This is a genomic window from Pseudarthrobacter sp. W1I19 (assembly GCF_030817835.1).
Classification (GTDB): domain Bacteria; phylum Actinomycetota; class Actinomycetes; order Actinomycetales; family Micrococcaceae; genus Arthrobacter.
In genome coordinates this window covers 156109-178029 of sequence record NZ_JAUSZR010000001.1, presented here as the reverse complement: position 1 = coordinate 178029, position 21921 = coordinate 156109, and the positions used below count along the sequence as shown (strand labels likewise).

Annotated in this window: 16 protein-coding genes and 1 pseudogene; 12 read left to right on the top strand and 5 right to left on the bottom strand. The window is 66.1% G+C overall.

Annotated features, from left to right (window positions below):
• Positions 1 to 26 precede the first annotated feature (26 nt).
• Complete coding sequence (locus QF038_RS00790) at positions 27 to 1769, top strand: alkaline phosphatase D family protein (RefSeq protein ID WP_307607794.1); 1743 nt, start codon at positions 27 to 29, stop codon at positions 1767 to 1769.
• Positions 1770 to 1828: 59 nt separating this feature from the next.
• Here QF038_RS00790 and QF038_RS00785 read toward each other — a convergent pair whose 3' ends face one another.
• Both QF038_RS00785 and QF038_RS00780 read right to left on the bottom strand, forming a co-directional pair.
• Entirely contained in the window at positions 1829 to 2269 is a 441-nt protein-coding gene (locus tag QF038_RS00785) for a hypothetical protein (RefSeq protein ID WP_307613367.1), read from the bottom strand.
• A 91-nt stretch (positions 2270 to 2360) separates the two neighbouring features.
• Entirely contained in the window at positions 2361 to 4322 is a 1962-nt protein-coding gene (locus tag QF038_RS00780; RefSeq protein ID WP_307607792.1) for a primary-amine oxidase, read from the bottom strand.
• A 124-nt stretch (positions 4323 to 4446) separates the two neighbouring features.
• Here QF038_RS00780 and QF038_RS00775 point away from each other — a divergent pair, with 124 nt between their 5' ends.
• The 4 genes from QF038_RS00775 to QF038_RS00760 all read left to right on the top strand — a co-directional run bounded on the left by QF038_RS00775 (position 4447) and on the right by QF038_RS00760 (position 8065).
• Positions 4447 to 5049, top strand: coding sequence for a TetR/AcrR family transcriptional regulator (locus QF038_RS00775; protein ID WP_307607790.1), 603 nt, complete (start codon positions 4447 to 4449; stop codon positions 5047 to 5049).
• 8 nt (positions 5050 to 5057) lie between these two features.
• Complete coding sequence (locus QF038_RS00770) at positions 5058 to 6176, top strand: alanine racemase (RefSeq protein ID WP_307607788.1); 1119 nt, start codon at positions 5058 to 5060, stop codon at positions 6174 to 6176.
• A 137-nt stretch (positions 6177 to 6313) separates the two neighbouring features.
• Positions 6314 to 7270 carry a helix-turn-helix domain-containing protein gene (locus QF038_RS00765; RefSeq protein WP_307607785.1) on the top strand — a complete coding sequence of 319 codons (957 nt, stop codon included), beginning with the start codon at positions 6314 to 6316 and terminating at the stop codon, positions 7268 to 7270.
• 111 nt (positions 7271 to 7381) lie between these two features.
• Positions 7382 to 8065, top strand: a complete 684-nt coding sequence (locus QF038_RS00760) for a hypothetical protein (protein WP_307607783.1) — start codon at positions 7382 to 7384, stop codon at positions 8063 to 8065.
• Positions 8066 to 8157: 92 nt separating this feature from the next.
• Here the strand turns inward: QF038_RS00760 and gdhA are convergent, their stop codons facing one another.
• The gene (gdhA, locus tag QF038_RS00755) at positions 8158 to 9495 is read right to left on the bottom strand and encodes an NADP-specific glutamate dehydrogenase (RefSeq protein ID WP_307607781.1); all 1338 of its coding nucleotides are present in this window, start codon (positions 9493 to 9495) and stop codon (positions 8158 to 8160) included.
• Between the two features lie 200 nt (positions 9496 to 9695).
• Between gdhA and QF038_RS00750 the strand changes: the two genes are divergently transcribed.
• Entirely contained in the window at positions 9696 to 10364 is a 669-nt protein-coding gene (locus QF038_RS00750; RefSeq protein ID WP_307607779.1) for an AmiS/UreI family transporter, read from the top strand.
• Here QF038_RS00750 and QF038_RS00745 read toward each other — a convergent pair.
• On the bottom strand, positions 10361 to 11836 hold the full coding sequence (locus QF038_RS00745) for an APC family permease (protein ID WP_307607776.1): 1476 nt from the start codon (positions 11834 to 11836) through the stop codon (positions 10361 to 10363). The two genes, QF038_RS00750 and QF038_RS00745, sit on opposite strands and share 4 nt — an antisense overlap.
• 259 nt (positions 11837 to 12095) lie before the next feature.
• Here QF038_RS00745 and QF038_RS00740 point away from each other — a divergent pair.
• Both QF038_RS00740 and QF038_RS00735 read left to right on the top strand, forming a co-directional pair.
• Positions 12096 to 13990 (top strand): annotated as a pseudogene (locus QF038_RS00740) (amylosucrase).
• A gap of 100 nt (positions 13991 to 14090) precedes the next feature.
• Positions 14091 to 14948 carry a prephenate dehydratase gene (locus QF038_RS00735; RefSeq protein ID WP_307607774.1) on the top strand — a complete coding sequence of 286 codons (858 nt, stop codon included), beginning with the start codon at positions 14091 to 14093 and terminating at the stop codon, positions 14946 to 14948.
• Here QF038_RS00735 and QF038_RS00730 read toward each other — a convergent pair.
• Positions 14930 to 16840, bottom strand: a complete 1911-nt coding sequence (locus tag QF038_RS00730) for an FAD-binding monooxygenase (RefSeq protein WP_307607772.1) — start codon at positions 16838 to 16840, stop codon at positions 14930 to 14932. The genes QF038_RS00735 and QF038_RS00730 overlap by 19 nt on opposite strands.
• A 222-nt stretch (positions 16841 to 17062) precedes the next feature.
• Here QF038_RS00730 and QF038_RS00725 point away from each other — a divergent pair, with 222 nt between their 5' ends.
• From QF038_RS00725 to hpaD, 4 genes are all read left to right on the top strand, one after another.
• On the top strand, positions 17063 to 18550 hold the full coding sequence (locus QF038_RS00725) for a fumarylacetoacetate hydrolase family protein (protein WP_307607770.1): 1488 nt from the start codon (positions 17063 to 17065) through the stop codon (positions 18548 to 18550).
• The gene (locus QF038_RS00720; protein WP_307607768.1) at positions 18543 to 19220 is read left to right on the top strand and encodes a GntR family transcriptional regulator; all 678 of its coding nucleotides are present in this window, start codon (positions 18543 to 18545) and stop codon (positions 19218 to 19220) included. Before QF038_RS00725 ends, QF038_RS00720 begins: the two co-directional genes overlap by 8 nt.
• Positions 19221 to 19231: 11 nt before the next feature.
• On the top strand, positions 19232 to 20770 hold the full coding sequence (gene hpaE, locus QF038_RS00715; protein ID WP_307607766.1) for a 5-carboxymethyl-2-hydroxymuconate semialdehyde dehydrogenase: 1539 nt from the start codon (positions 19232 to 19234) through the stop codon (positions 20768 to 20770).
• A 69-nt stretch (positions 20771 to 20839) separates the two neighbouring features.
• The gene (gene hpaD, locus QF038_RS00710) at positions 20840 to 21919 is read left to right on the top strand and encodes a 3,4-dihydroxyphenylacetate 2,3-dioxygenase (protein WP_307607764.1); all 1080 of its coding nucleotides are present in this window, start codon (positions 20840 to 20842) and stop codon (positions 21917 to 21919) included.
• Positions 21920 to 21921: the final 2 nt, after the last annotated feature.

The following is a 21921-nucleotide window of genomic DNA, read 5'->3' as shown; positions in this document are numbered from 1 at the left end:
CGGCCTCGAGCGGGTACAACTGAGGAATGACTACCCCAGCGCTGGTGCTAGGCCCCATGATGCGGTTTGTGGATGAGACGTCGGCGAGCATCTGGGTGGAAACCCGGGATACTGCCGTGGTGGCGGTCAGAACCAGTGCCGGAGAGTGGGAAGCGGACACCTTCGCAGTGCACGGCCACCATTATGCGCTCGTGGAGCTGCAGGGGCTTGGTCCAGGAACGGTGACGCCCTACACCGTTGAGGTCAACGGAACGCGCGTGTGGCCGGACGGGAATGCTGTCGAACCAGAGCTGGCCTTTCCACCGCCTGTGATTGCCACGCTCAAACCTGGCAAACCCCTGCGGCTGGCGTACGGTTCGTGCCGCACCAGCGTTCCGCATGACGAGTCCGGAAACCGGAGCCACGGGGTGGACGCCCTGCGGGCATATGCGGTGAAGATGATCTCCGGCAGCGGCGAGCCCTGGCCTGATCTGGTGGCCTTCCTGGGAGACCAGGTTTACGCCGACTCCACCAGCGAGCAGATGCAGGAATTCATCAAGGCACGCCGGAACATCAAGGCACCGCCGGGTGAGGAACTCAAGGACTTCGAGGAATACGCGCACCTCTATTACCTGGCCTGGTCCGACCCCGCCAACCGGTGGCTGCTGTCCACGGTGCCCAGCGCCATGATCTTTGACGACCATGACATCCGGGATGACTGGAACGCCTCACGGAGCTGGCGCGATGCAATGCAGCACGTCCCGTGGTGGGGCGGGCGGATCAAGGCCGGACTGGCGTCCTACTGGGTGTACCAGCATCTGGGGAACCTGTCACCACAGGAGCGCGCGGCGGACCCTTTATGGCGGAAAGTGGTGGCGCACCGGAACCGGCGCGGGCACGGACTGCGGCCGGAAGCAGGCCCCGATTCAACCACTGAACTCGATCTCAGCGCGGAGCTGGACGCCTTCGCGGAACGGGCAAACCAGGACCCTGCGTCCTATCGGTGGAGCTTCTGCCGCGACTTCGGCGACACGCGGCTCATCGTGGTGGATTCCCGCGCCGCCCGGAACCTCGCCCCGGACCACCGCGCCCTGCTGGACGACGCGGAGATGGAATGGCTGGACGAGCGGATGCAGGGCGGCTTCCGCCATCTGCTGGTGGCGACGTCCCTGCCGTTCCTGCTGCCGATGGGCCTGCACCACCTGGAATCCTGGGATGAAGCCGTTTCTGAGGGAGCCTGGGGGAAACTGGCTGCCCGGGTCGGCGAGAAGCTGCGCCAGGCGGCGGATCTGGAGCATTGGGCTGCATTCCAGAACAGCTTCCAGCGCATGGCTGCGATAGCGGCGGAGGTGGCTGACGGAAAACGCGGCCCGGCACCGGAAACCGTCACCTTTCTATCGGGGGACGTGCACTTCTCCTACGTCTCGGAGGTGGAGCGGTCCTCCGGCAGCCGCATTATCCAGGCGGTATGCTCGCCCATCCGCAATCCCCTCCCGCGGCTGATGAGGTCATTCGGCGCCGTCATGTCCTACGGCCTTGCCACCCCGGTGGGCGCCCTTGCGGCGCATTCGGCCAAGGTGCCGGATCCGCCCTTCCGCTGGTCCGGCATCAAGGGCCCCTGGTTCGACAACAACCTCGCCTGCCTGGAAGTGGTACCCGGAGGCCTCAAGCTGTGGTGGCAGAAAGGCGTGGTGGAGGGCGGCGACCAGCTTCACCCGCGGCTGAAGCGCGTGGCGGACATGACCATCGCTCCCCGCACAGCCGGCGAACCGGCCAGGGAACCCCTATAGCGAGGGCGAAACCACGCTGGGCAGGTTCACTTTCGAGCCTGGCTGGCGCTGGTTCGGCGTCACGCACAGCTTTCGACGCCGGCCGCACCGGGCCGGCACCGCAGCCGTGCCACCAGGGTGGCGGCGAGCAGGGCGGTGGCCAGCTCAAGTCCGAGGACCAGCAGCAGCTGGGTGCTCCCGGTCGCCTGCGCAGCGGACGACGCCGGCCTGCCGCCGTGGGCGTGCCCCGCACGTCCCGCGCCGAGCAGCAGCGCCGTGTGCAGGCCGACCATCAACAGGGCCGAAAGGGTCACCTGATGCAGTGCCCCCACCCGGCTGTGCCGCCAGATGTGAACGGTGCAGGGTACACATACGGCCACCAGCGCGACCATCAGAACGCCCAGCCAGGCGCCGTGGTGTCCGGCGGCGGCCACCCACAGGTGCGCAACGCAGGACACAGCGGTGACCACGGCGACCAGCCGGGGGTGCAGGACGGGACCGCCGGGAGGGACCCGGCCCATCGTCGTCGTACGCTTCCCCGCGACTGCGGCGCCCGGCCCGGCGGCGCCCGGTCCGGCAGCGCCCGGTCCGGACGCCACACCCGCCGCGAGGCTAGTGGCAGGACCCACCGGTGGTTCCCTCCCTGTGGCAGGAGGCGGCCTGCTGGTTCGGGTTGGCAGGCACATCCAGCACGGGGCTGCGGTCGAAGAAGCCTTCGGGGCGAAGCTTGAAGCCGACGGTGTCCACGGGCATGATGGGCCAGTCCTCAACGCGGGGGAAGTGGGTCAAGCCGAACGTGTGCCAGACCACGATGTCCTGGCCGTCGAGTTCCCGGTCCTGCGCCACGTAGGCGGGCAGGCCTGCGCCGCCGGAGTGCTGGTTGACGAAGTCGCCGGTGGGGTAGCGCTCGTCCTCGGCGTAGCGGGTGACCCACAGGTCCTTCGTGGCAAAGGCCGCGCGCCTGGCGATCGAGGATCCCGGGTCAGCGAGAAGGGTTGGCTGGTTGTGCGAGTGCAGTTTGTAGCCCACGGGTTCGCCCAGCCTGTTACGGGATTCGGGGTTGGAGATGATCCACGTGCGGCCGGAACGGGCGTCTGCTTCACGGACTGCTTCGGATTCACGCGCCAGCACGGTGCGCTTGCGGGAGAACGCGTTGCCGCGCTCGTTGCCTTCGCCCATCGCCTGCCGGACCACGTCCTCCTCTTCCACCCGGTTGGTAAAGCCGTCGATGGCCATGTCCAGCCGCGCGCTGAAGAGGTGCTGGTGGAACGGCGCGCCGAGGCCCGGGGCCAGTTGGGAGATGTTGTCCGAGCCGCCCTCGGGGAACGCCGAGGTGAAGACGACGCCGGTGGCCTTGGCTTCGAACTCGATGGTGCCGTCCAGGTAGAGGTACCAGTAGAAGCCGTAGTCGTAGTTGCCGATGGTGGTGAAGAAGGAGATCACCAGGCGGCGGTTGCGGCGGGTGTAGTTGATTCCGGTCCAGAGGTCCGAGTGCTTGGAGAGGATGCCCCAGTCCTCCTCGTGCATGCAGATGCCGTTGCGGATCTCGCGCGGGTTGCCGAAGGCGTCCGAGATGACGGGGCTGAGGTAGGTGATGTCGCCCAGGCAGTCGCAGCCCAGTTCCAGGGAGTTGGCGTACTGGCCCACCAGGTATTCGCCGGTGTCGAAGTAGTTCTGCCAGGAGCGGATGGGCGACGGATCTCCGTAGGGCACCACCATCTCGGCGATCGACGCGCGGTTGATGATGGGCCGCACATTGTCTCCGTCGCGGAAGCCAAGGTTGTGCAGGACCACGCCCTCCCGGACATCAAAGCCGACGTCGACGCTCCACTTTTCCCACTCCACGTGGTTGCCGCCGGTGACGGTGAAGCTGGGCCCTTCGGGCTGGGTGATGCTGATGGGCTTTTGGGTGGTGCGGAGCGGTCCGGTGAGCTCAGGATCGGTGTAGTTGCCGTGCTCGGCCGGAACGGGCATCACGCCGAGGTCGATGACCTGGGTGACTTCCCTGTTCACCACATCCACGTAGGCCACCAGCCCGTCCACGGGGTGCGCCCACGCGCTGTCCTCGGGGAAGTCCTGCACAAAAGCCAGGCCGCGAAGGATCCGGCGGCCCTTCTCCTCGGCGTACTCGAAAACGCCGGCTGACAGCGGGGCCACGCGGACTTTTGCCACATCTAGGTTCCGGGCGGCAAGGGCGTCCAGCCAGCGCTGGTCGGTGGCCAGCAGCGCCTCCACCACCTCGAACTCCTCCTCGAGGACGGGCAGTTCCCCGGTTACGGCGGTATCGAGCACGACGGCGGATTCCACCTTCTGGTGCGTGAGGGAAATGATGACGTCGCTTGGCGCAGCCCCTGAGACGTCGTGGATGAAGATCCGGAAGCGCCGGTCCTGAGCGTGGTCGGTGCCGCCGACTGCGGGCCTCGCGGGCCGGGCCGGGTCCAGCAGGCCGAGGTAGGCAATCCGGTGCTGCGGCCCGAGCAGGCCCTCCTGCTGCAGGATGGACCGGACCTCGAGGATCTCCGGGGCCGTGGCCAGGCCGAATGCCGGGGTTGTTTCAACTGGTGCGAGCGTCATGGGTGAGCCTTTGATCGGACCGCTGCGGGGTCGGCCGGTTTATTTTCTATAGTTGTAGAGAATAAGCTCTACGTAAGATGGCTCACAAGGGTTTGGGCAAGAATATTTTCGGGGAGCGGCTGCGGTGCCAAAGATTGTTGACCATGACGAGCGGCGCCTGGAGCTGGTGGACGCCACCTGGCGTATCATCGCCCGGAACGGCCTCGAAGGTGCCACCATGCGGGAGATTGCCATGGAGGCGGGCTTCGCCAACGGCGCCCTGAAGCCCTACTTCCCCACCAAGGACACGTTGCTCGAGTTCGCCTTCAGCCACGTGTTCAACCGGACCAACCAGCGGATTGCCGGGGTCACCGCGGGCCAGACCGGCCTGGCAGCGCTGCGGGCCTTTTGCCTTGAGGTGCTGCCCCTCGATGAGGAGCGCGTCAACGAGGCACGGATCGTGATCCCCTTCTGGCAGAAAGCCGTCAACGATCCCCAAAAGGCCGTGATCCACCAGCAGTCCATGGACGAGTGGCTCACCGACATCCGGCGCTACCTCAAAGAGGCCCGGGACGCCGGCGACGTCAGTGCCGCCGTCAGCGACGATGTTCTGGCAGGCCAGCTCCTGAACATGCTGCTCGGCGCCCAGATTGAAGCCGCCCTCGCTCCGTCCGGACGCACGGACTTTGGCCACGACCGCCAGCTTGAGGGCTACCTGGCCCTGTTGACCCAGCCGTCAGCCCGATGAACGCAGGAGTGAACGCCGAGAGTGCCGCGGTACCCATTCCGGCCGACGTCGACACCCCGGAGATCCTCGTGGACGTCGACATCCTGGACCGGAATATCACCCGGATGGCCCGGGCCGTGGAGGCGAAAGGGTTGATTCTGCGGTCGCACGCGAAGACCCACAAGATCCCGGAGATCGCAGCCCGGCAGATCGCGGCCGGGGCAGCAGGGCTGACCGTGGCCACCATCGGCGAGGCGGAGGTGTTCGCCGCGGCGGGTGTGAAGGACCTTTTCATCGCCTACCCCCTATGGATTTCGCCGCAGAAAGCGGAGCGGCTGCGCCGGCTGGCCGCAGCCGCGAAAATTTCGGTAGGGGTGGACTCCGAAGCCGGCGCGGCCGCGGTCGGAGCAGGCCTCGGTGATGCTGCCGGAGGGGTCAGCGTGCTGGTGGAGATCGACAGCGGCCACCACCGCAGCGGAGTCCAGCCGGAAGCCGCCGCGGCCGTTGCCTGGGCGGCGTCGGACGCCGGACTAAACGTTGCCGGGGTTTTCACCTTTCCCGGCCACAGTTACGCGCCGGGGATGCCGGTGGAGGCGGCGGCGCAGGAGCAGGAGGCCCTGCGCCAGGCAGCGGAAAGACTGAGCGCGGCAGGCTTCGAGGCAGCCGTGCGAAGCGGAGGATCCACCCCGACGGCGCTCCTCACCGAGGGCTCGTCCGCCACCGAAGTGCGGCCCGGCGTCTACGTCTTCGGCGACGCCCAACAGCTGGAACTGGGCCGTTGCGCGCTTGAAGACATCGCCTTGACGGTTGCGGCGACGGTCGTCAGCCACCACACCACCGCCCCCGGCACCCCGCCGCGGTTTATCCTCGACGCCGGAAGCAAGATCCTGGGCAGCGACCGGCCGGCCTGGGCGAGCGGCTTCGGGCGGCTGATGGACCATCCAGACGCGAGGATCACGGCGCTATCCGAGCACCACGCCACGGTGGAATGGCACGATCCCGGGGCGCCGCCGGCCATTGGCACAAAACTGCGCGTCATCCCCAACCACGTCTGCCTCGCGATGAACCTCGTGGACGACGTGGCCGTGGTCAGCCATGGCAAACTCGTGGACCGGTGGACTGTCGCCGCCCGGGGGAAGAACAAATAGGCGGGCATTCAGCGGAGAAACTCTTTTTTCGCCAAGTGTTGAAAAAAGATGCCCGGCGGGGCTAACCTCATAGGACTGTGTTCCAGGACACAGTCCTATGAGGAACGCCAGATGGCCGTCCGTCGACAGGAACATCCATGCCAGCCGCAATTGCGCCCACCAGCCAGAACGTCACCACAAGTGTTGCCAGGACTTTTGAGGACTGGAAGCATCTCGTGGCCGAATCGTTTGTGCCGCTCACGGCACGCACGGAAGACGTGGATGGCTTCCGCGGACAGCTGCGCTCGCGCGTGCTGGACAGGATGTCCATCGTGGAAGTCACGGCCACATCCCATGAGGTCCACCGGACGCCGGCGCTCATTGCCCAGGCGGGCGAGCGCTACTTCAAGCTCAACCTCCAGCTCGAAGGCACCGGGCTGCTGATCCAGGACAACCGCGAGGCGCTCCTCGAGCCCGGCGACCTGGCCATCTACGACACCAACCGCCCCTACACCCTGGCGTTCGAGGAACAGGCCCGGATGATGGTGGTTATGTTTCCCTGCGACGCCCTCACCCTGCCGACGGATTACGTGGGCCAGCTCGCGGCCGTCAGGATGGCAGGCAGCACCGGACTGAGCGGGATCGTGGGGCAGTTCATCCGCCAGCTCTCCGAAAACCTTGATGTCCTGGGCGGTCCCAGCGGTTCACGGCTGGCCACCAACGCCCTGGACCTGGTGTCCACCATGCTGCACGCGGAGATGGACATCGCCCCGGACCGGATGAAGCCGCAGGCACTGCTGGCCGTCTCCATCCGCGAGTACATCGAGGCCAACCTGTCCGATCCGCTGCTGTCACCGGCGAGTATCGCCGCCGCCCACTTCATCTCCACCAGGCACCTGCACAACGTCTTCCACGAGTCCGGCACCACGGTGGCCAGCTGGATCCGGAGCCAGCGCCTCGATGGCGCTCGCCGAGACCTGCGCGATCCGCTGCACGCCGGGAAGTCCGTCAGTACAGTCGCAGCCCGCTGGGGCTTCCTGGACGCGGCCCACTTCAGCCGCACCTTCCGTGACGCTTTCGGCCTGTCCCCCACCGACTGGCGCCGAATGGATTAAAGCCGCAGCACTCTACGGGATCAAACCCCGATGCGCCCTGTTTACCCATCTACCGCACGGTAGGCTGGTCAGCGTCGTCCGCATGAGGGTGGCGTTATCGGGGGAGAAGTAATGAAAGTTCCAGTCAGGCATGGGCTCGGCATAAAAATCACGACGACGGCTGCCGCACTTGTGCTGCTGACCGGCATCAGCGGCTGCAGCCTGTTCCCGTCGCCGCCCCTGCCGGATATCGCTCCGGCCACGCCTGTGTCCGCGCTTCCGCCGGAGTGCCCCTTCGTTGGCCAGAACGACCTGACGCCGGTCCGGATCCCCCTGGGCACCCCGCGCGAGACGATCGGCAGTGTCCTGAACGCTTACAGCGGCTGGTTCAACGCCGGTTCCGAGCTGATCGCCGCCTGGAGTCCAAGCACGGCCGTCCCGGAGAGCTGTGTTGAGCGGCTCGCCGCAAGGAACGCGGAGGCCTACTCGGCCACCCTGTTCATCACGCACAGCGACATGGCCTGGCAGCAATACTTCACCTCCGTAAAGTTGATGAACCAGCAGAACCTGGCGGCGGTCCGCTCTGCCGAACCGGAGGGCAGCGGGCGGGGGAAGTTTGAACTGTTGCAGGAAATCGATTCGAGCGCCACAGACAGCGGAACGTTCCTGAAATTCGATGCCGTCTACCGCCCCGTAGTGGCCGGCCAGGGCAATTGGGAGGACCTGGACAAGCCGACCCGCTGGTACGTGGAACTGGTCCCGGCGGGAGAGTTCCTGGTCATCAACTACATCGAGACCAAACCAGCCGCCGGTTAGCCCGGCACCCAAACACGATCCCGCCCACCGTAAGTGACCGTGCGTTGCCGTGGCAGGAGCGTACGAGGGCGGGCTGGCGCCGGCTTGGGAGCCTAGATCAGCCCCTGCGCCAGCATGGCGTCGGCAACCTTGACGAACCCGCCGATGTTCGCGCCCAGGACGTAGTCCCCGGGGGCACCGTATTCCTCGGCGGTGGCGGCGCACAGGTCATGGATTCCCACCATGATGTCCGTCAGGCGCTGCTCGGTGTGCTCGAAGGACCAGGAGTCGCGGCTGGCGTTCTGCTGCATCTCCAGGGCGGAGGTGGCAACGCCACCGGCATTGGCTGCCTTGCCCGGCGCAAACAGGACGCCTGCCTGCTGGAAGGCCGCAACGGCGTCGGGCGTGCTCGGCATGTTGGCGCCCTCACCCACGGCGAGCAGGCCGCCCCGCACCAAGGCCGCGGCAGCGTCGCCGTCGAGCTCGTTCTGCGTTGCACACGGCAGCGCCACGGTGGCGCCGGCATCCCACACAGAGCCGCCGTCAATGTACGTTGCGCCCGGCTTGTGGACGCCGTACTCCTTGAGCCGGGCACGCTCCACTTCCTTGATCTGGCGCAGCAACGGAACGTCGATCCCGTCCTCGTCAATGACGTAGCCCGAGGAGTCTGAGCAGGCAACCACCGTGGCGCCCAGCGCCTGGGCTTTCGCGATGGCGTTGATGGCCACGTTCCCGGAACCGGAGACCACCACGCGTTGCCCGTCGAAGGAGAGTCCCCGGGCCTTGAGCATTTCGTTGGTGAAGATGACGGTCCCGAACCCGGTGGCTTCCGGCCTGACCAGGGAGCCACCCCAGGAGATTCCTTTGCCGGTGAGCACGCCGGATTCGTAGCGGTTGGTGATGCGCTTGTACTGGCCGAAGAGGTAGCCGATTTCGCGTCCGCCCACGCCGATGTCACCGGCCGGGACGTCGGTATACTCGCCGATGTGGCGGTAGAGCTCGGTCATGAAGGACTGGCAGAACCGCATGACCTCGGCGTCGCTGCGGCCGCGCGGATCGAAGTCGGAGCCGCCCTTGCCGCCGCCGATGGGCATGCCGGTCAGTGCGTTTTTGAAGATCTGTTCAAAGCCGAGGAATTTCACGATGCCCAGGTTCACGGAGGGGTGGAACCTCAGTCCGCCTTTGTAGGGTCCCAGAGCGGAGTTGAATTCCACCCGGAAGCCGCGGTTGATCTGCACCCGGCCGTGGTCGTCGGTCCAGGGGACGCGGAAAATGATTTGCCGCTCAGGTTCGCAGAGCCGTTCCAGGATGGCTGCTTCGAGGAACTCGGGATGGCGGTCGTGGACCGGGCCGAGGCTCTCGAAGACCTCCGTGATGGCTTGGTGGAATTCCGCTTCACCGGGGTTTCTGGCCAGGACTGTATCCCTGATGGCCTCCAGCCGAGCATGCATGAACTTGTCCTTCCGTGGCCGAACAAAGGATGGCACTCGCCGGGCGGAGCCGTCCCAAAGGTTTACGTTTCAACTTATCCGATTACGACTGAGGACTGTTAGGCGGGCATCCCAGCTTCAGCTAATCTCCGTATTGTGACAGCAATATTCCACTTCATGAAATTTTCGCCGGGCGGATCTTCCGAGAACGGGGTGTCCTGATGCCGTATATCTGCCTCCTCCTTTCCGGCGCTGCGCTGCTGATCAACGGCCTGGCCGCCCTCGGCCACGTGCCCCGCCGCGACGCAGCCGTGCTGAGCCTGGCGGTGGGGATCGTCCAGCTGGTGCTCGGCATCGCCGTCCTGTCCCCGGGCCCGCCTGCGGGCGGAGCGCTGACAGCTGCCGGCATGTTCTTGTTCGGCCTGACATACCTCTATGTGGGCCTGGACTTTCTGCTGGACCTGGGCTCAAAGGGGCTGGGCTGGTTTTGCGGCATGGTGGCCTGCGTTGGGCTGCTCCTCGCGGCGGCCTGGCTTGCAGAGGATCCCCTGCTGGCCGTTCTCTGGCTGGGCTGGTCCCTGCTGTGGGGTTTGTTTTTTGCCTCGATGGCCCTGGGCCTGTCCAGGGTGGACCGGTTCACGGGCTGGGCGCTTGTCCTCACCAGCCAGGCGAGTGCCACCGTCCCGGCCTACCTGGGGCTGGCCGGGTTGTGGCCGAGCAGCCCGATGGTTGCTGCCGCAGCAGCGGCCTTGCTTGCCGGGCTGTTCGCCACCGCCGGCGTCCTGGCCCGCCGGACCCCGGACGCACACGAAAAGGCCCGGTCCGGTGCAGCTGCACCAGACCGGGCCGTCAGCCAACCCCTGGCCGCCGGAGGGGAAGCTGCACGCTAGCCGGCGTGCCCCAGACTGTGAAACCGCTGCCGCCGTTCAATCCGCGACTCCACCAGGACACCGACGGTAAACATCACCGGGACAGCCACCAGCAGGGCCGCGGCCGTTTCCGCGCTGCCGCCAATCAGGGCGGTGAAGTTGCTGACCACCAGGGACAGCACCCACGCCAGGAGCAGCGTGGCCAGGGCGGGCGCCAGGAGGGTCTGCCAGAGCTGACCCTCCTGGCGCTCGCGCCGGAAGAATCCCACCACGGCCACCGAGCAGAGGATATACAGCACCAGGAGTGCAGCCACCGCGAGTCCGCTGAACCAGGAAAACAGGGTCAGGACGGGATCCAGCGCGAGCAGCGCGAACGGAACTACCAGCACGACGGCGGTGGCCGTCTGCATTCGGGCCGCTGCAGCGGGGGCGCGGTGGCGGTTGGTCCTGGCGAGGACTGCGGGCATGGAGCCCTGGAGGGCCAGGGAGTGAAGGTACCGGTTGATGCCGTTATGGAAGGCGATGATGCCCGCCAGCAGGGAGGTCACCAGCAGGATGCCGGTGGTGACGCCCGCCCACGGACCGAAGAGTTCCACCATGGGAGCCAGTACAAAGCTGGTGGAGTCGCCTGATTCGAGGGCTGCGCCGGCGGCGTCCATGACCTGGCTGGGGCCGTAGTAGCTCACCAGCATCCAGGAGATGAAGGAGAAAAAGACGGCGATCACGGCCACGGACAGGTAGGTGGCCCGCGCTACGGTGCGGTGGGCGTCCTTGGCTTCTGCCGAATAGATGGCCGTGGATTCGAAGCCGAACATGGAGGCCACGGCGAACATGATGGCCACGCCGGGGGCGCCGGCTGCGATGGCTTCCGGCGAGAAGGACCCAGCGAGGCTGATGCCTTCGGGGCCGCCGCCGCTGAACAGCACCGTAAGGCCGAACATCAGCAGGATGGCCACCTCGAAGCCCACCAGCAGGGCCAGGACCCTGGCGCCGAGTTCGATGTTGAGCGAGCCCAGTACCTGCACTCCCGCCATGGTGGCCAGGGCCAGCAGCCACCAGGGGATGTTGACGCCGACGGAAGCCAGCAGCCCGGAAAAGGCCGCACCATAGAGGCCGTACATCGCCGCCTGCACAGTGCTGTACGCCAGCAGTGCCAGCCAGGCCGCGCCGGCGCCGGCCTTCCTGCCAAAGGCCGCCGTGATGTAGGCGTAAAACGCGCCGTTGGCTTGGATCCTGCGGCTCATGGCCACGAACCCCACGGCGAATATGACAATGACGACGCCGACAATCAAGTAGGCGCCCGGGGCGCCGGCACCGTTGCCAAGCGCAGCAGCCAAGGGGGAAGCGCCGGCGATTCCGGTCAGGGGCGCCTGGGCGGACAGGACAAAAAACAGGATTCCCATCACGCCGATGCTGCCGGTGCGGAGGGATGTGGGGTGCTCCTTGACGGGCTTTGTATCGGCAGTCCGGGACTCGGAATTCGAAATACTCATTGGATCCTTCTTAACGGTCATGAGCGCTGGGGAAAGGGTGCGGTTTCATCCGTCCTGCACCATTGGACTCAGCATGCCACTGGGCGGGCCCGGTGGGTTTGTCGTGCAGCGATGAGTTGTTGTAGCTGAGCGCAATGGCGGTGCACCGGAAACGCCCGGGTTCGCCAAGACCCTTTCGAAGGCTTCCGCACCACGCCGCCATGGCATACTGCCCTAGACCAGAGATTGCCGGATACGCCGGCCGGAAGGGGCCCCTTTTATGCAGGAACTCGCCAGTGTGGACGAGACGGCGCGGCAGCACGTCGTCGAGGCCATGGCCCGGGCAGACGTCAGGGCAGGAACTGACTTTGAGCAGCGGTTCCACCGGCACTTCCCGGACCTCCTCCGGCGCTTCCATTCGCTGTACGGTTCCCGCGGAGACTGGCTGGACCAGCTCACCGCACTGGTCCTGCAATGCGCCCGCTCGTGGCAGGAACGCCCTGCCGGGTTGAAGGCCATGGACGCGGAGCGGGAGGCTAACCCGGGCTGGTTCCTGTCCAACAATATGCTGGGCGGCGTTTGCTACGTTGACCGGTATGCCGAGAACCTGGAGGGAGTCCGGAGCCGCATCCCGTACTTCAAGGAACTCGGCCTCACCTACCTGCACCTGATGCCGCTGTTCCTGGCACCCGAGCCGCACTCCGACGGCGGCTACGCGGTCTCCAGCTACCGCCAGGTCAACCTGAAACTGGGCACCATGGAGCAGCTCCGGGATCTGGCCGCGGACTGAAGGCCAACGGGATCAGCCTGGTGGTGGACTTCATCTTCAACCACACCTCGGACGAACATGAGTGGGCCAGGCGCGCTGCCGCCGGCGATCCCGGGTTCAGCGACTACTACTGGATCTTCCCGGACCGCACCATGCCGGACGCATTCGAACAGAACGTGCGGGAGATTTTCCCGGAGAACCACCCCGGTTCTTTTATCCGGATGGAGGACGGCCGCTGGGTCTGGGCGACGTTCCACACCTACCAGTGGGACCTGAACTACTCCAACCCGGACGTTTTCCGCGCCTTGGCCGGCGAAATCCTGTTCCGGGCCAACCAAGGGGTGGACATCCTGCGCATGGACGCGGTGGCCTTCATTTGGAAACAGCTGGGCACCCCCTGTGAGAACCTTCCCGAAGCCCACACCCTGCTCCAGGCTTTCAATGCCGTGTGCGGGCTCGCGGCGCCGTCGCTGCTGTTCAAGTCCGAGGCCATTGTGCACCCGGACGAGGTGGCCCTCTACATTGACCCGGCCGGATGCCAGATCTCCTACAATCCGCTGCAGATGGCCCTGATCTGGGAATCCCTGGCCACCCGTGACGTCTCGCTCCTGGCCCACGCACTGGAACGCCGGCACAACATCCCGGAGGGCACCTCCTGGGTGAACTACGTCCGCAGCCACGACGACATCGGCTGGACCTTCGCCGACGAGGACGCCGCGGAACTGGGCATCAACGGCTTCGACCACCGCCGGTTCCTGAACTCCTTCTACGTCAACCGCTTCCCCGGCAGCTTCGCCCGCGGCGTGCCCTTCCAGGACAACCCCAAGACCGGTGACTGCAGGATTTCAGGCACGACGGCGTCCCTGTCCGGATTGGAGGTTGACCCGGCTGAGGCGGTGGAGCGGATCCTGCTGGCCCACTCGGTTGCCTTCAGCACCGGCGGCATCCCGCTGCTGTACCTGGGCGACGAGGTGGGCCAGGTGAATGATTACGGCTACGCCTCCGAGCCGGGGCACGAGGCGGACAGCCGCTGGGTCCACCGGCCGCTCTACCCTGCGGAGCAGTACGCCCGCCGCCAGGATCCTTCCACTCCCGAGGGCGCCGTTTTTGCCGGCTTGAAGCGGATGATCGAGGTCCGGGCTGCCACGCCTGAACTGGCGGGCACCCGGCTCATCGACTTCGCCACGAACAACCGCAGCGTCCTGGCCTACCAGCGTCCCGGGTGGCAATCCTGGATCCTGGCACTGGCCAACTTCAGCGACCAGCCGCAGTCCCTGCCCGCCGAAACCTTTTCCGGATACGCAAGCACCGCCGTCGACCTTCTCTCCGAATCCGGTCTGCAGCTGGACGAGGGTGTCACCCTCCTCCCGCGCCAGTACCTCTGGCTGCGCGTCACCCCCGTGTAATCCAAAGTAAGTAGCGCCAAGTGCCGTTATGACCGCCCAAAGCGACACTTGGCGCTACTCAGTTGGGCGGGCGGGGGCGGGGCGTGAAACCATACGGATCATGGCCTCCAAGATTGCGTACCAGGGTGAGCCCGGCGCCAACTCCAATATTGCGTGCAAACAGATGTTCCCGGACATGGAAAGCGTGCCCTGCGCGAGCTTCGAGGACGCGTTTGAACTCGTGTCCAGCGGCGAAGCGGACCTCGGCATGATTCCGATTGAGAACTCGATTGCCGGCCGGGTGGCGGACATCCATATCCTCCTGCCCCAGTCCAACCTGCAGATTGTGGGCGAGTACTTCCTGCCCATCCACTTCGACCTGCTGGGCATCCCGGGCAGCACCATCGAAGGTGCCACCGAGGTCCACAGCCACATCCACGCCCTGGGCCAGTGCAGGAAGCTGATCCGCGAGCACGGCCTCAAGCCGGTCATCGCCGGTGACACAGCGGGATCGGCGCGGGAAGTGGCCGAGTGGAACGATCCCCGCAAGCTCTCCCTCGCTCCCCCTCTCGCCGCGCAGATCTACGGCCTGGAGGTGCTGGCCTCCCGGGTTGAGGACGATCCCTCCAACACCACCCGCTTTGTGGTCCTGGCCCGGGAAACGGCGCTGCCGGCCCGGGACGAACTGCCCGGACCGGCGGTCACCAGCTTTGTGTTCCGCGTCCGCAACGTCCCGTCCGCGCTGTACAAGGCGCTGGGCGGGTTCGCCACCAACGGCGTGAACATGACGCGGCTGGAAAGCTACATGGTGGGCAACGAGTTCGCGGCCACGATGTTTATGGCCGACGTCGAAGGCCACCCCGAGGACCTGCCGCTGAAGCTGGCCCTCGAGGAACTGGACTTCTTCACCACCGAGGTGCGGATCCTCGGCGTCTACGCCGCCGCGGAGTACAGGACAGCTCAGACCGTCAGCGGCTGACCCGAGGCCTGGTGCGGCTTCAGCAGGGCGGCGAAGAACTCCCCCAGCTCGGCCGTCGCGGTAAGCGGCAGGACATTCGCCACGTATTGGTCCGGGCGGACCACCACCACCACGCCGCCGCGGTCCAGGCCGCGCTGGTCAAAAATGTCCGCAGCAGGATCGGTGGCATACACCTTCTCGTAGTCCGTCAGCTTGAACGGGCCCACCTGCGGCTTGAAGACGGCGGGAACCCTTCCGATGTCCACGGCCGTGTGCGGCTGCTGGTAAATCACCTTCAGGTCGAACCAGCCGTCAGGATCAGCGCCCGACGGCGTTGCGGCCAGCGGCGAGTCCGGCGAGTTCGCGATCCACTCGGCGAAGTCGGCCACCCCTGAGTGCGCTCCTGCGGGCGCCGCGTCTGCGAAGACGTAGATGCGCCAGCGCCCGTCGGCCGTGGCGTGGTGCCCGAGGTGGAGCGGGTTCGTGTCGCCCACGCGCACCACGGGCGCCGATTTGAAGCGCTTGCCCACCGGGAAGCCCGTGGCCAGCGCCTGGTGCTTGGCGGGGGCCACCAGCATGGATGGCGCGTATTCGGTCATGAATCCCGCCGGGAACTCGGCAGTGCGCACGTAGAAATCCTCAAGGTCCGAGGGGTTGTCGAACTCCTCGGGTTTCTTGGCCATCATGGTGGACCATTCCTTGTCGAAGTCGATGAGGTTCTTCGCCACCACCTGCCGCTCAGCGGAGTAGGTGGACAGCAGGCTCTCCGGGCTGCGGCCCTCAAGCACATGCCCCAGTTTCCAGGCGATGTTGAACCCGTCCTGCATGGAGACGTTCATGCCCTGGCCGGCCTTGGCGCTGTGCGTATGGCAGGCGTCGCCGGTAATGAACACCCGGGGGGTGCGCGTGCCGCGCTCCTCCGGCAGGACGTCGTCGAACCTGTCCGTGAGCCGGTGCCCCACCTCGTAGACGCTGTGCCACGCCACGTTCCGCACGTCCAGGGTGTAGGGGTGAAGGATCTCGTTTGCCTTGGCGATGATCTGCTCGATGCTGGTGTTCCGCACGGCGTGGTGGGTGGCCGGGTCCACCTCGCCGAGGTCCACGTACATGCGGAACAGGTGGCCGCCTTCGCGCGGGATCAGCAGGATGCTGCCCTTTTCGCCCTGGATGGCGCACTTGGTGCGGATATCGGGGAAGTCGGTGACGGCGAGGGTGTCCATAACACCCCAGGCATGGTTGGCCTGGTCTCCGGCGAGGGTGCAGCCAATTGCTGCGCGTACTTTGCTGCGCGCGCCGTCGGCCCCCACCACGTACTTGGCACGGACCACGCGTTCCTGGCCCTCATTGGGACCCGCAGTGTGGAGCAGTGTGACGGTGACGGGGTATTCGCCTTCGTTCGCGACGTTCAGTGACTGGAACTCATACCCGTAGTCGGGCTTCAGGCGGGTGGGCGAATTGGCGGCGAATTCGGCGAAGTAGTCCAGCACGCGGGCCTGGTTGACGATCAGGTGCGGGAACTCGCTGATGCCCATCTCGTCGTCCACAGCACGGGCACTGCGGATGATGTTGGCGTGGTTCGCGGGGTCGGGCTTCCAGAACGCCATCTCGGTGATGCGGTAGGCCTCGGCGATGATCCGTTCAGCGAATCCGAAGGCCTGGAAAGTCTCCACGCTGCGCGCCTGGATACCGTCGGCCTGGCCGATCGCGAGCCGTCCGGGGCGGCGTTCGATGATCCGCGTGGTGACATCCGGGAACATCGAAAGCTGCGCCGCGGCGAGCATTCCCGCCGGACCGGTGCCGACGATCAGGACGTCAACCTCGTCCGGGAGTTCATCGGGCCGGTTCAGGCCGACGCCGGCTGCCGGCATAACCCGCGGGTCTCCGGATACGTAACCGTGGTGGTGAAACTGCACGGGATTCCTCACTTCGTTGTGTGGCTGATGCGCCAGAAGGATCTGTTCGATAATAGAATTTCAGTTTCCATATGAGAAAACCTGCTGTTGGAGCAACACTGTACGCCAGGTGTGACGCGGACGACAAGAGTGGCTGAATTGGCTGCCACTAAGGGCTTGACAAACAGCATGTTCAAGCGCAAAAGTGATCGTATACGATTTCGTACTTCAGTAGGAGATGCTTTGGAGCAGGTCAACGGTGACACCCTGGCAGCGGCACGGAAAGTGATCGCTGTGCACATCAACTACCCCAGCCGTGCTGCGCAGCGGGGGCGCACGCCGGCCCAGCCGTCCTACTTTCTCAAGCCGTCGTCGTCGCTTTCCCTGACCGGAAACACCGTCGAACGTCCCGCGGGCTGTGAACTGCTGGGCTACGAGGGCGAGATCGCCCTGGTCATCGGCAAGGCGGCCCGCCGCGTCGGGATCGATGACGCGTGGAGCCACGTTGCCGCTGTCACGGCCAGCAATGACCTTGGCGTGTACGACCTGCGCTGGGCGGACAAGGGCTCCAACCTCCGCTCCAAGGGCGGCGACGGGTTCACCCCGGTGGGCCCGGCACTGATCCCGGCAGACGCCGTCGACCCCGCCGGCCTGCGGATCCGCACCTGGCACAACGGGCAGCTGGTCCAGGACGACACCACAGAGGACCTGCTCTTCCCGTTTGCCCGGCTGGTGGCGGACCTGTCCCAGCTGCTCACCCTCGAGGAGGGGGACATCATCCTCACCGGCACCCCCGCCGGCGCCTCCGTCGCCAACCCCGGGGACGTCCTCGAGGTGGAGGTCTCCGCAGGGGAGCTCACCACGGGCCGGCTGGTCACCCGGGTGGAGGAAGGCACGACGCCGTTCGCGGACTTTGGTGCCGGACCGGAGGTTGATGACCTGCAGCGGGAGGAAGCGTGGGGTTCACGCGAAGCCGCCGGCCTCCCCGCCGTCGAAGAGACTGAGGCGGGGGCCGCCGTCGCGCCTTCCCTGCCTCCTGAACTGAAGGCCAAGCTGGAGAGTGTCGCCACGGCAACCCTGTCCTCCCAGCTGCGCAAACGCGGCCTTAATAACGTCAGCATCGACGGGCTGCAGTCCACCCGGCCGGACCGCCGCGTCGTCGGCCTGGCCCGGACCCTGCGGTATGTTCCCAACCGCGAAGACCTCTTCAAGACCCACGGCGGCGGATTCAACGCCCAAAAGAAGGCCATCGACTCCGTGAACGAGGGCGAAATCCTGGTCATGGAAGCCCGCGGCGAAAAGGGCACCGGCACCGTGGGCGACATCCTCGCCCTGCGCGCCCAGGTCCGCGGCGCCGCGGCCATCATCACCGACGGCGGCGTCCGCGACTTCACCGCCGTCGCCGGCCTGGACATGCCCACCTACTTCGCCAACCCGCACCCCGCCGTACTGGGCCGCCGCCACATCCCCTGGGACACGGACATCACCATCGCCTGCGGCGGCGCCACCGTCCAGCCCGGCGACATCATCGTGGCCGACTCCGACGGGATCCTGGTGATCCCACCGGCCATCGCCGAAGAACTCGTGGACGACTGCATCACCCAGGAGCAGGAAGAAACCTTCATCTTCGAAATGGTCAAGCAGGGCAACAGCGTGGACGGCCTCTACCCCATGAACGCCGACTGGCAGGCCAAGTACCAGGAATGGAAAGCGGGCAACGCTGATGACTGAAGCAGTGGCTGAGCTTGCCGCTGCCCCCGGCAGCAAGTCCGAGCAGGCCTACCAGGCCGTGAAGGCACGGATCATCGAGGGGACCTACACTCCCGGGTACCGCCTGGTCCTGGGCAGCATCGCCAAGGACCTGGGATTCAGCGTGGTCCCGGTCCGCGAAGCCATCCGCCGCTTGGAGGCCGAAGGCCTGGTCACGTTCGAACGCAACGTCGGCGCCACCGTGGCCGGGATCGATCCCACCGAATACCTCTACACAATGCAGACGCTGAGCATCGTGGAAGGCGCCGCCACAGCGTTATCCGCTCCCTTGATTGATTCGGTGGCGATTGCCCGGGCCCGGGCCGTGAACGAGGAGATGCGCGAGTGCCTGGAGCACTTTGACCCCGTCCGCTTCACCCGGCTCAACCAGGACTTCCACAGCGTTTTGTTCGAATACTGCCCCAACCCGCACATCCTGGACCTCGTGCACCGCGGCTGGAACCGGCTGGCAGCACTAAGGTCCTCCACCTTCCGCTTCGTCCCCGGCCGCGCCCGCGACTCTGTGGAGGAACACGAGGCACTCCTGAAGCTCATCGAAACCGGAGCAGACGCCGACTCCATTGAAAAGGCAGCCCGCCTGCACCGCTCCGCCACCCTCGACGCCTACCTCGCCCAAGCCAAGCACCAGTAAGGACTTCAACGATGACGACCTCTGCAGAAACCGCCAAGCACTACGTGCCGCAGGACCTTCCCACCCATATCCAACACTTCATCAACGGCCAATTCGTCGACTCCGTGGGTGGTAAGACGTTCGATGTGCTGGATCCGGTGTCCAACCGGAACTACGCGACGGCTGCGGCCGGCCAGAAAGAGGACATCGACCTCGCCGTGGCCGCCGCCCGCGAAGCCTTCACCAGGGGTCCGTGGCCGAAGATGAAGCCCCGCGAACGCGCCCGGATCCTGAACAAAATTGCTGACGCCGTCGAAGCCCAGGAAGCCCGGCTCGCCGAGCTCGAAACGTTCGATACCGGCCTGCCGATCACCCAGGCCAAGGGCCAGGCGCTCCGGGCGGCGGAGAACTTCCGGTTCTTCGCGGACCTGATCGTGGCCCAGTTCGACGACGCCATGAAGGTCCCCGGCTCGCAGATCAACTACGTGAACCGCAAGCCGATCGGCGTCGCCGGCCTGATCACCCCATGGAACACCCCGTTCATGCTGGAGTCCTGGAAGCTCGCCCCGGCCTTGGCCACCGGCAACACCGTGGTCCTCAAGCCCGCCGAGTTCACCCCGCTCTCGGCCTCGCTGTGGGCCACTATCTTCAAGGAAGCCGGCCTGCCCGACGGCGTGTTCAACCTGGTCAACGGCCTTGGCGAGGAAGCCGGCGACGCCCTGGTCAAGCACCCGGACGTCCCGCTGATCTCCTTCACCGGCGAGACCACCACCGGCCAGACCATCTTCCGCAACGCCGCAGCCAACCTCAAGGGCCTGTCCATGGAACTGGGCGGCAAGTCCCCTTGCGTGGTGTTCGCCGACGCCGACCTGGACGCCGCGATCGATTCGGCCCTGTTCGGGGTCTTCTCCCTCAACGGCGAACGCTGCACGGCCGGCTCCCGCATCCTGGTCGAGCGCGCGATCTACGACGAGTTCTGCGAGAAGTACGCCGCCCGGGCCCGGAACATCGTGGTGGGTGACCCGCACGATCCCAAAACCCAGGTGGGCGCCCTGGTCCACCCGGAGCACTACGAAAAGGTGGCCTCCTACGTGGAGATCGGCAAGTCCGAAGGCCGGCTCCTGGCCGGCGGCGGCCGCCCCGACCACCTGCCCGAAGGCAACTACATCGCACCCACCGTGTTCGCCGACGTCGCCCCCGACGCCCGGATCTTCCAGGAGGAAATCTTCGGACCCGTCGTCGCGATCACCCCGTTCGAGAACGACGACGAAGCCCTCGCCCTGGCCAACAACACCAAGTACGGCCTCGCCGCCTACATTTGGACCCAGAACCTCACCCGTGCACACAACTTCTCCCAGAACGTCGAAGCCGGCATGGTCTGGCTGAACAGCCACAACGTCCGCGACCTCCGCACCCCGTTCGGCGGCGTCAAAGCCTCCGGGCTGGGCCACGAGGGCGGCTACCGCTCCATCGACTTCTACACCGACCAGCAAGCCGTCCACATCACCCTCGGCTCTGTCCACACCCCCAAGTTCGGCAGCATCGAAGCCTCGGCCGCCAACGAAGGCTAGGCTCCGGCACCCAGCCTGCCCTGCCGCCGTCGTACTTATTTCGAACCCTTTCAAAGAAGAGAGACCATCATGACCAACTTCGTCCCCACCCCCACTGTCCCGGCACCAGACATCGTCCGCTGCGCCTACATGGACATCGTGGTCACCGACCTCGCCAAATCCCGCGAGTTCTACGTCGACGTCCTGGGCCTGCACGTCACCGAGGAAGACGAGAACGCAATTTACCTGCGGTCGCTGGAGGAGTTCATCCACCACAACCTGGTGCTGCGCAAGGGACCCATCGCCGCCGTCGCCGCCTTCGCCTACCGGGTCAAGTCCCCCGCCGAAGTGGACGCCGCCGAGGCCTACTACCGCGAGCTCGGCTGCCGGGTGGAGCGCCGCAAGGACGGCTTCACCAAGGGCGTGGGCGACTCCGTCCGCGTCGAGGACCCGCTGGGCTTCCCCTACGAATTCTTCTACGACGTGGAGCACGTGGAGCGCCTCACCCAGCGCTACGACCTCTACTCCGCCGGCGAACTGGTCCGCCTGGACCACTTCAACCAGGTCACCCCCGACGTCCCCCGCGGCCGCGCCTACCTCGAAGACCTGGGCTTCCGCGTCTCCGAGGACATCAAGGATGCCGACGGCGTCACCTACGCCGCGTGGATGCACCGCAAGCAGACCGTCCACGACACCGCCCTGACCGGCGGCAACGGACCCCGGATGCACCACGTCGCGTTCGCCACGCACGAGAAGCACAACATCATCCAGATCTGCGACAAGATGGGCGCCCTGCGCATCAGCGACCGGATCGAACGCGGCCCCGGCCGGCACGGCGTATCCAACGCGTTCTACCTCTACATCCTGGACCCGGACGGCCACCGGATCGAGATCTACACCCAGGACTACTACACCGGCGACCCCGACAATCCCACCATCACCTGGGACGTCCACGACAACCAGCGCCGCGACTGGTGGGGCAACCCCGTCGTCCCGTCCTGGTACACCGAAGCCTCCCTCGTCCTGGACCTCGACGGCAACCCCCAGCCCGTCATCGAACGCGAAGAGAAGAGCGAAATGGCTGTGACCGTGGGCGCCGACGGCTTCTCCTACACCCGGCCCAGCGAAGCAGCCGGGGCTGAGGGCTTCAAGCTGGGAGCGCAGCTGTAGCC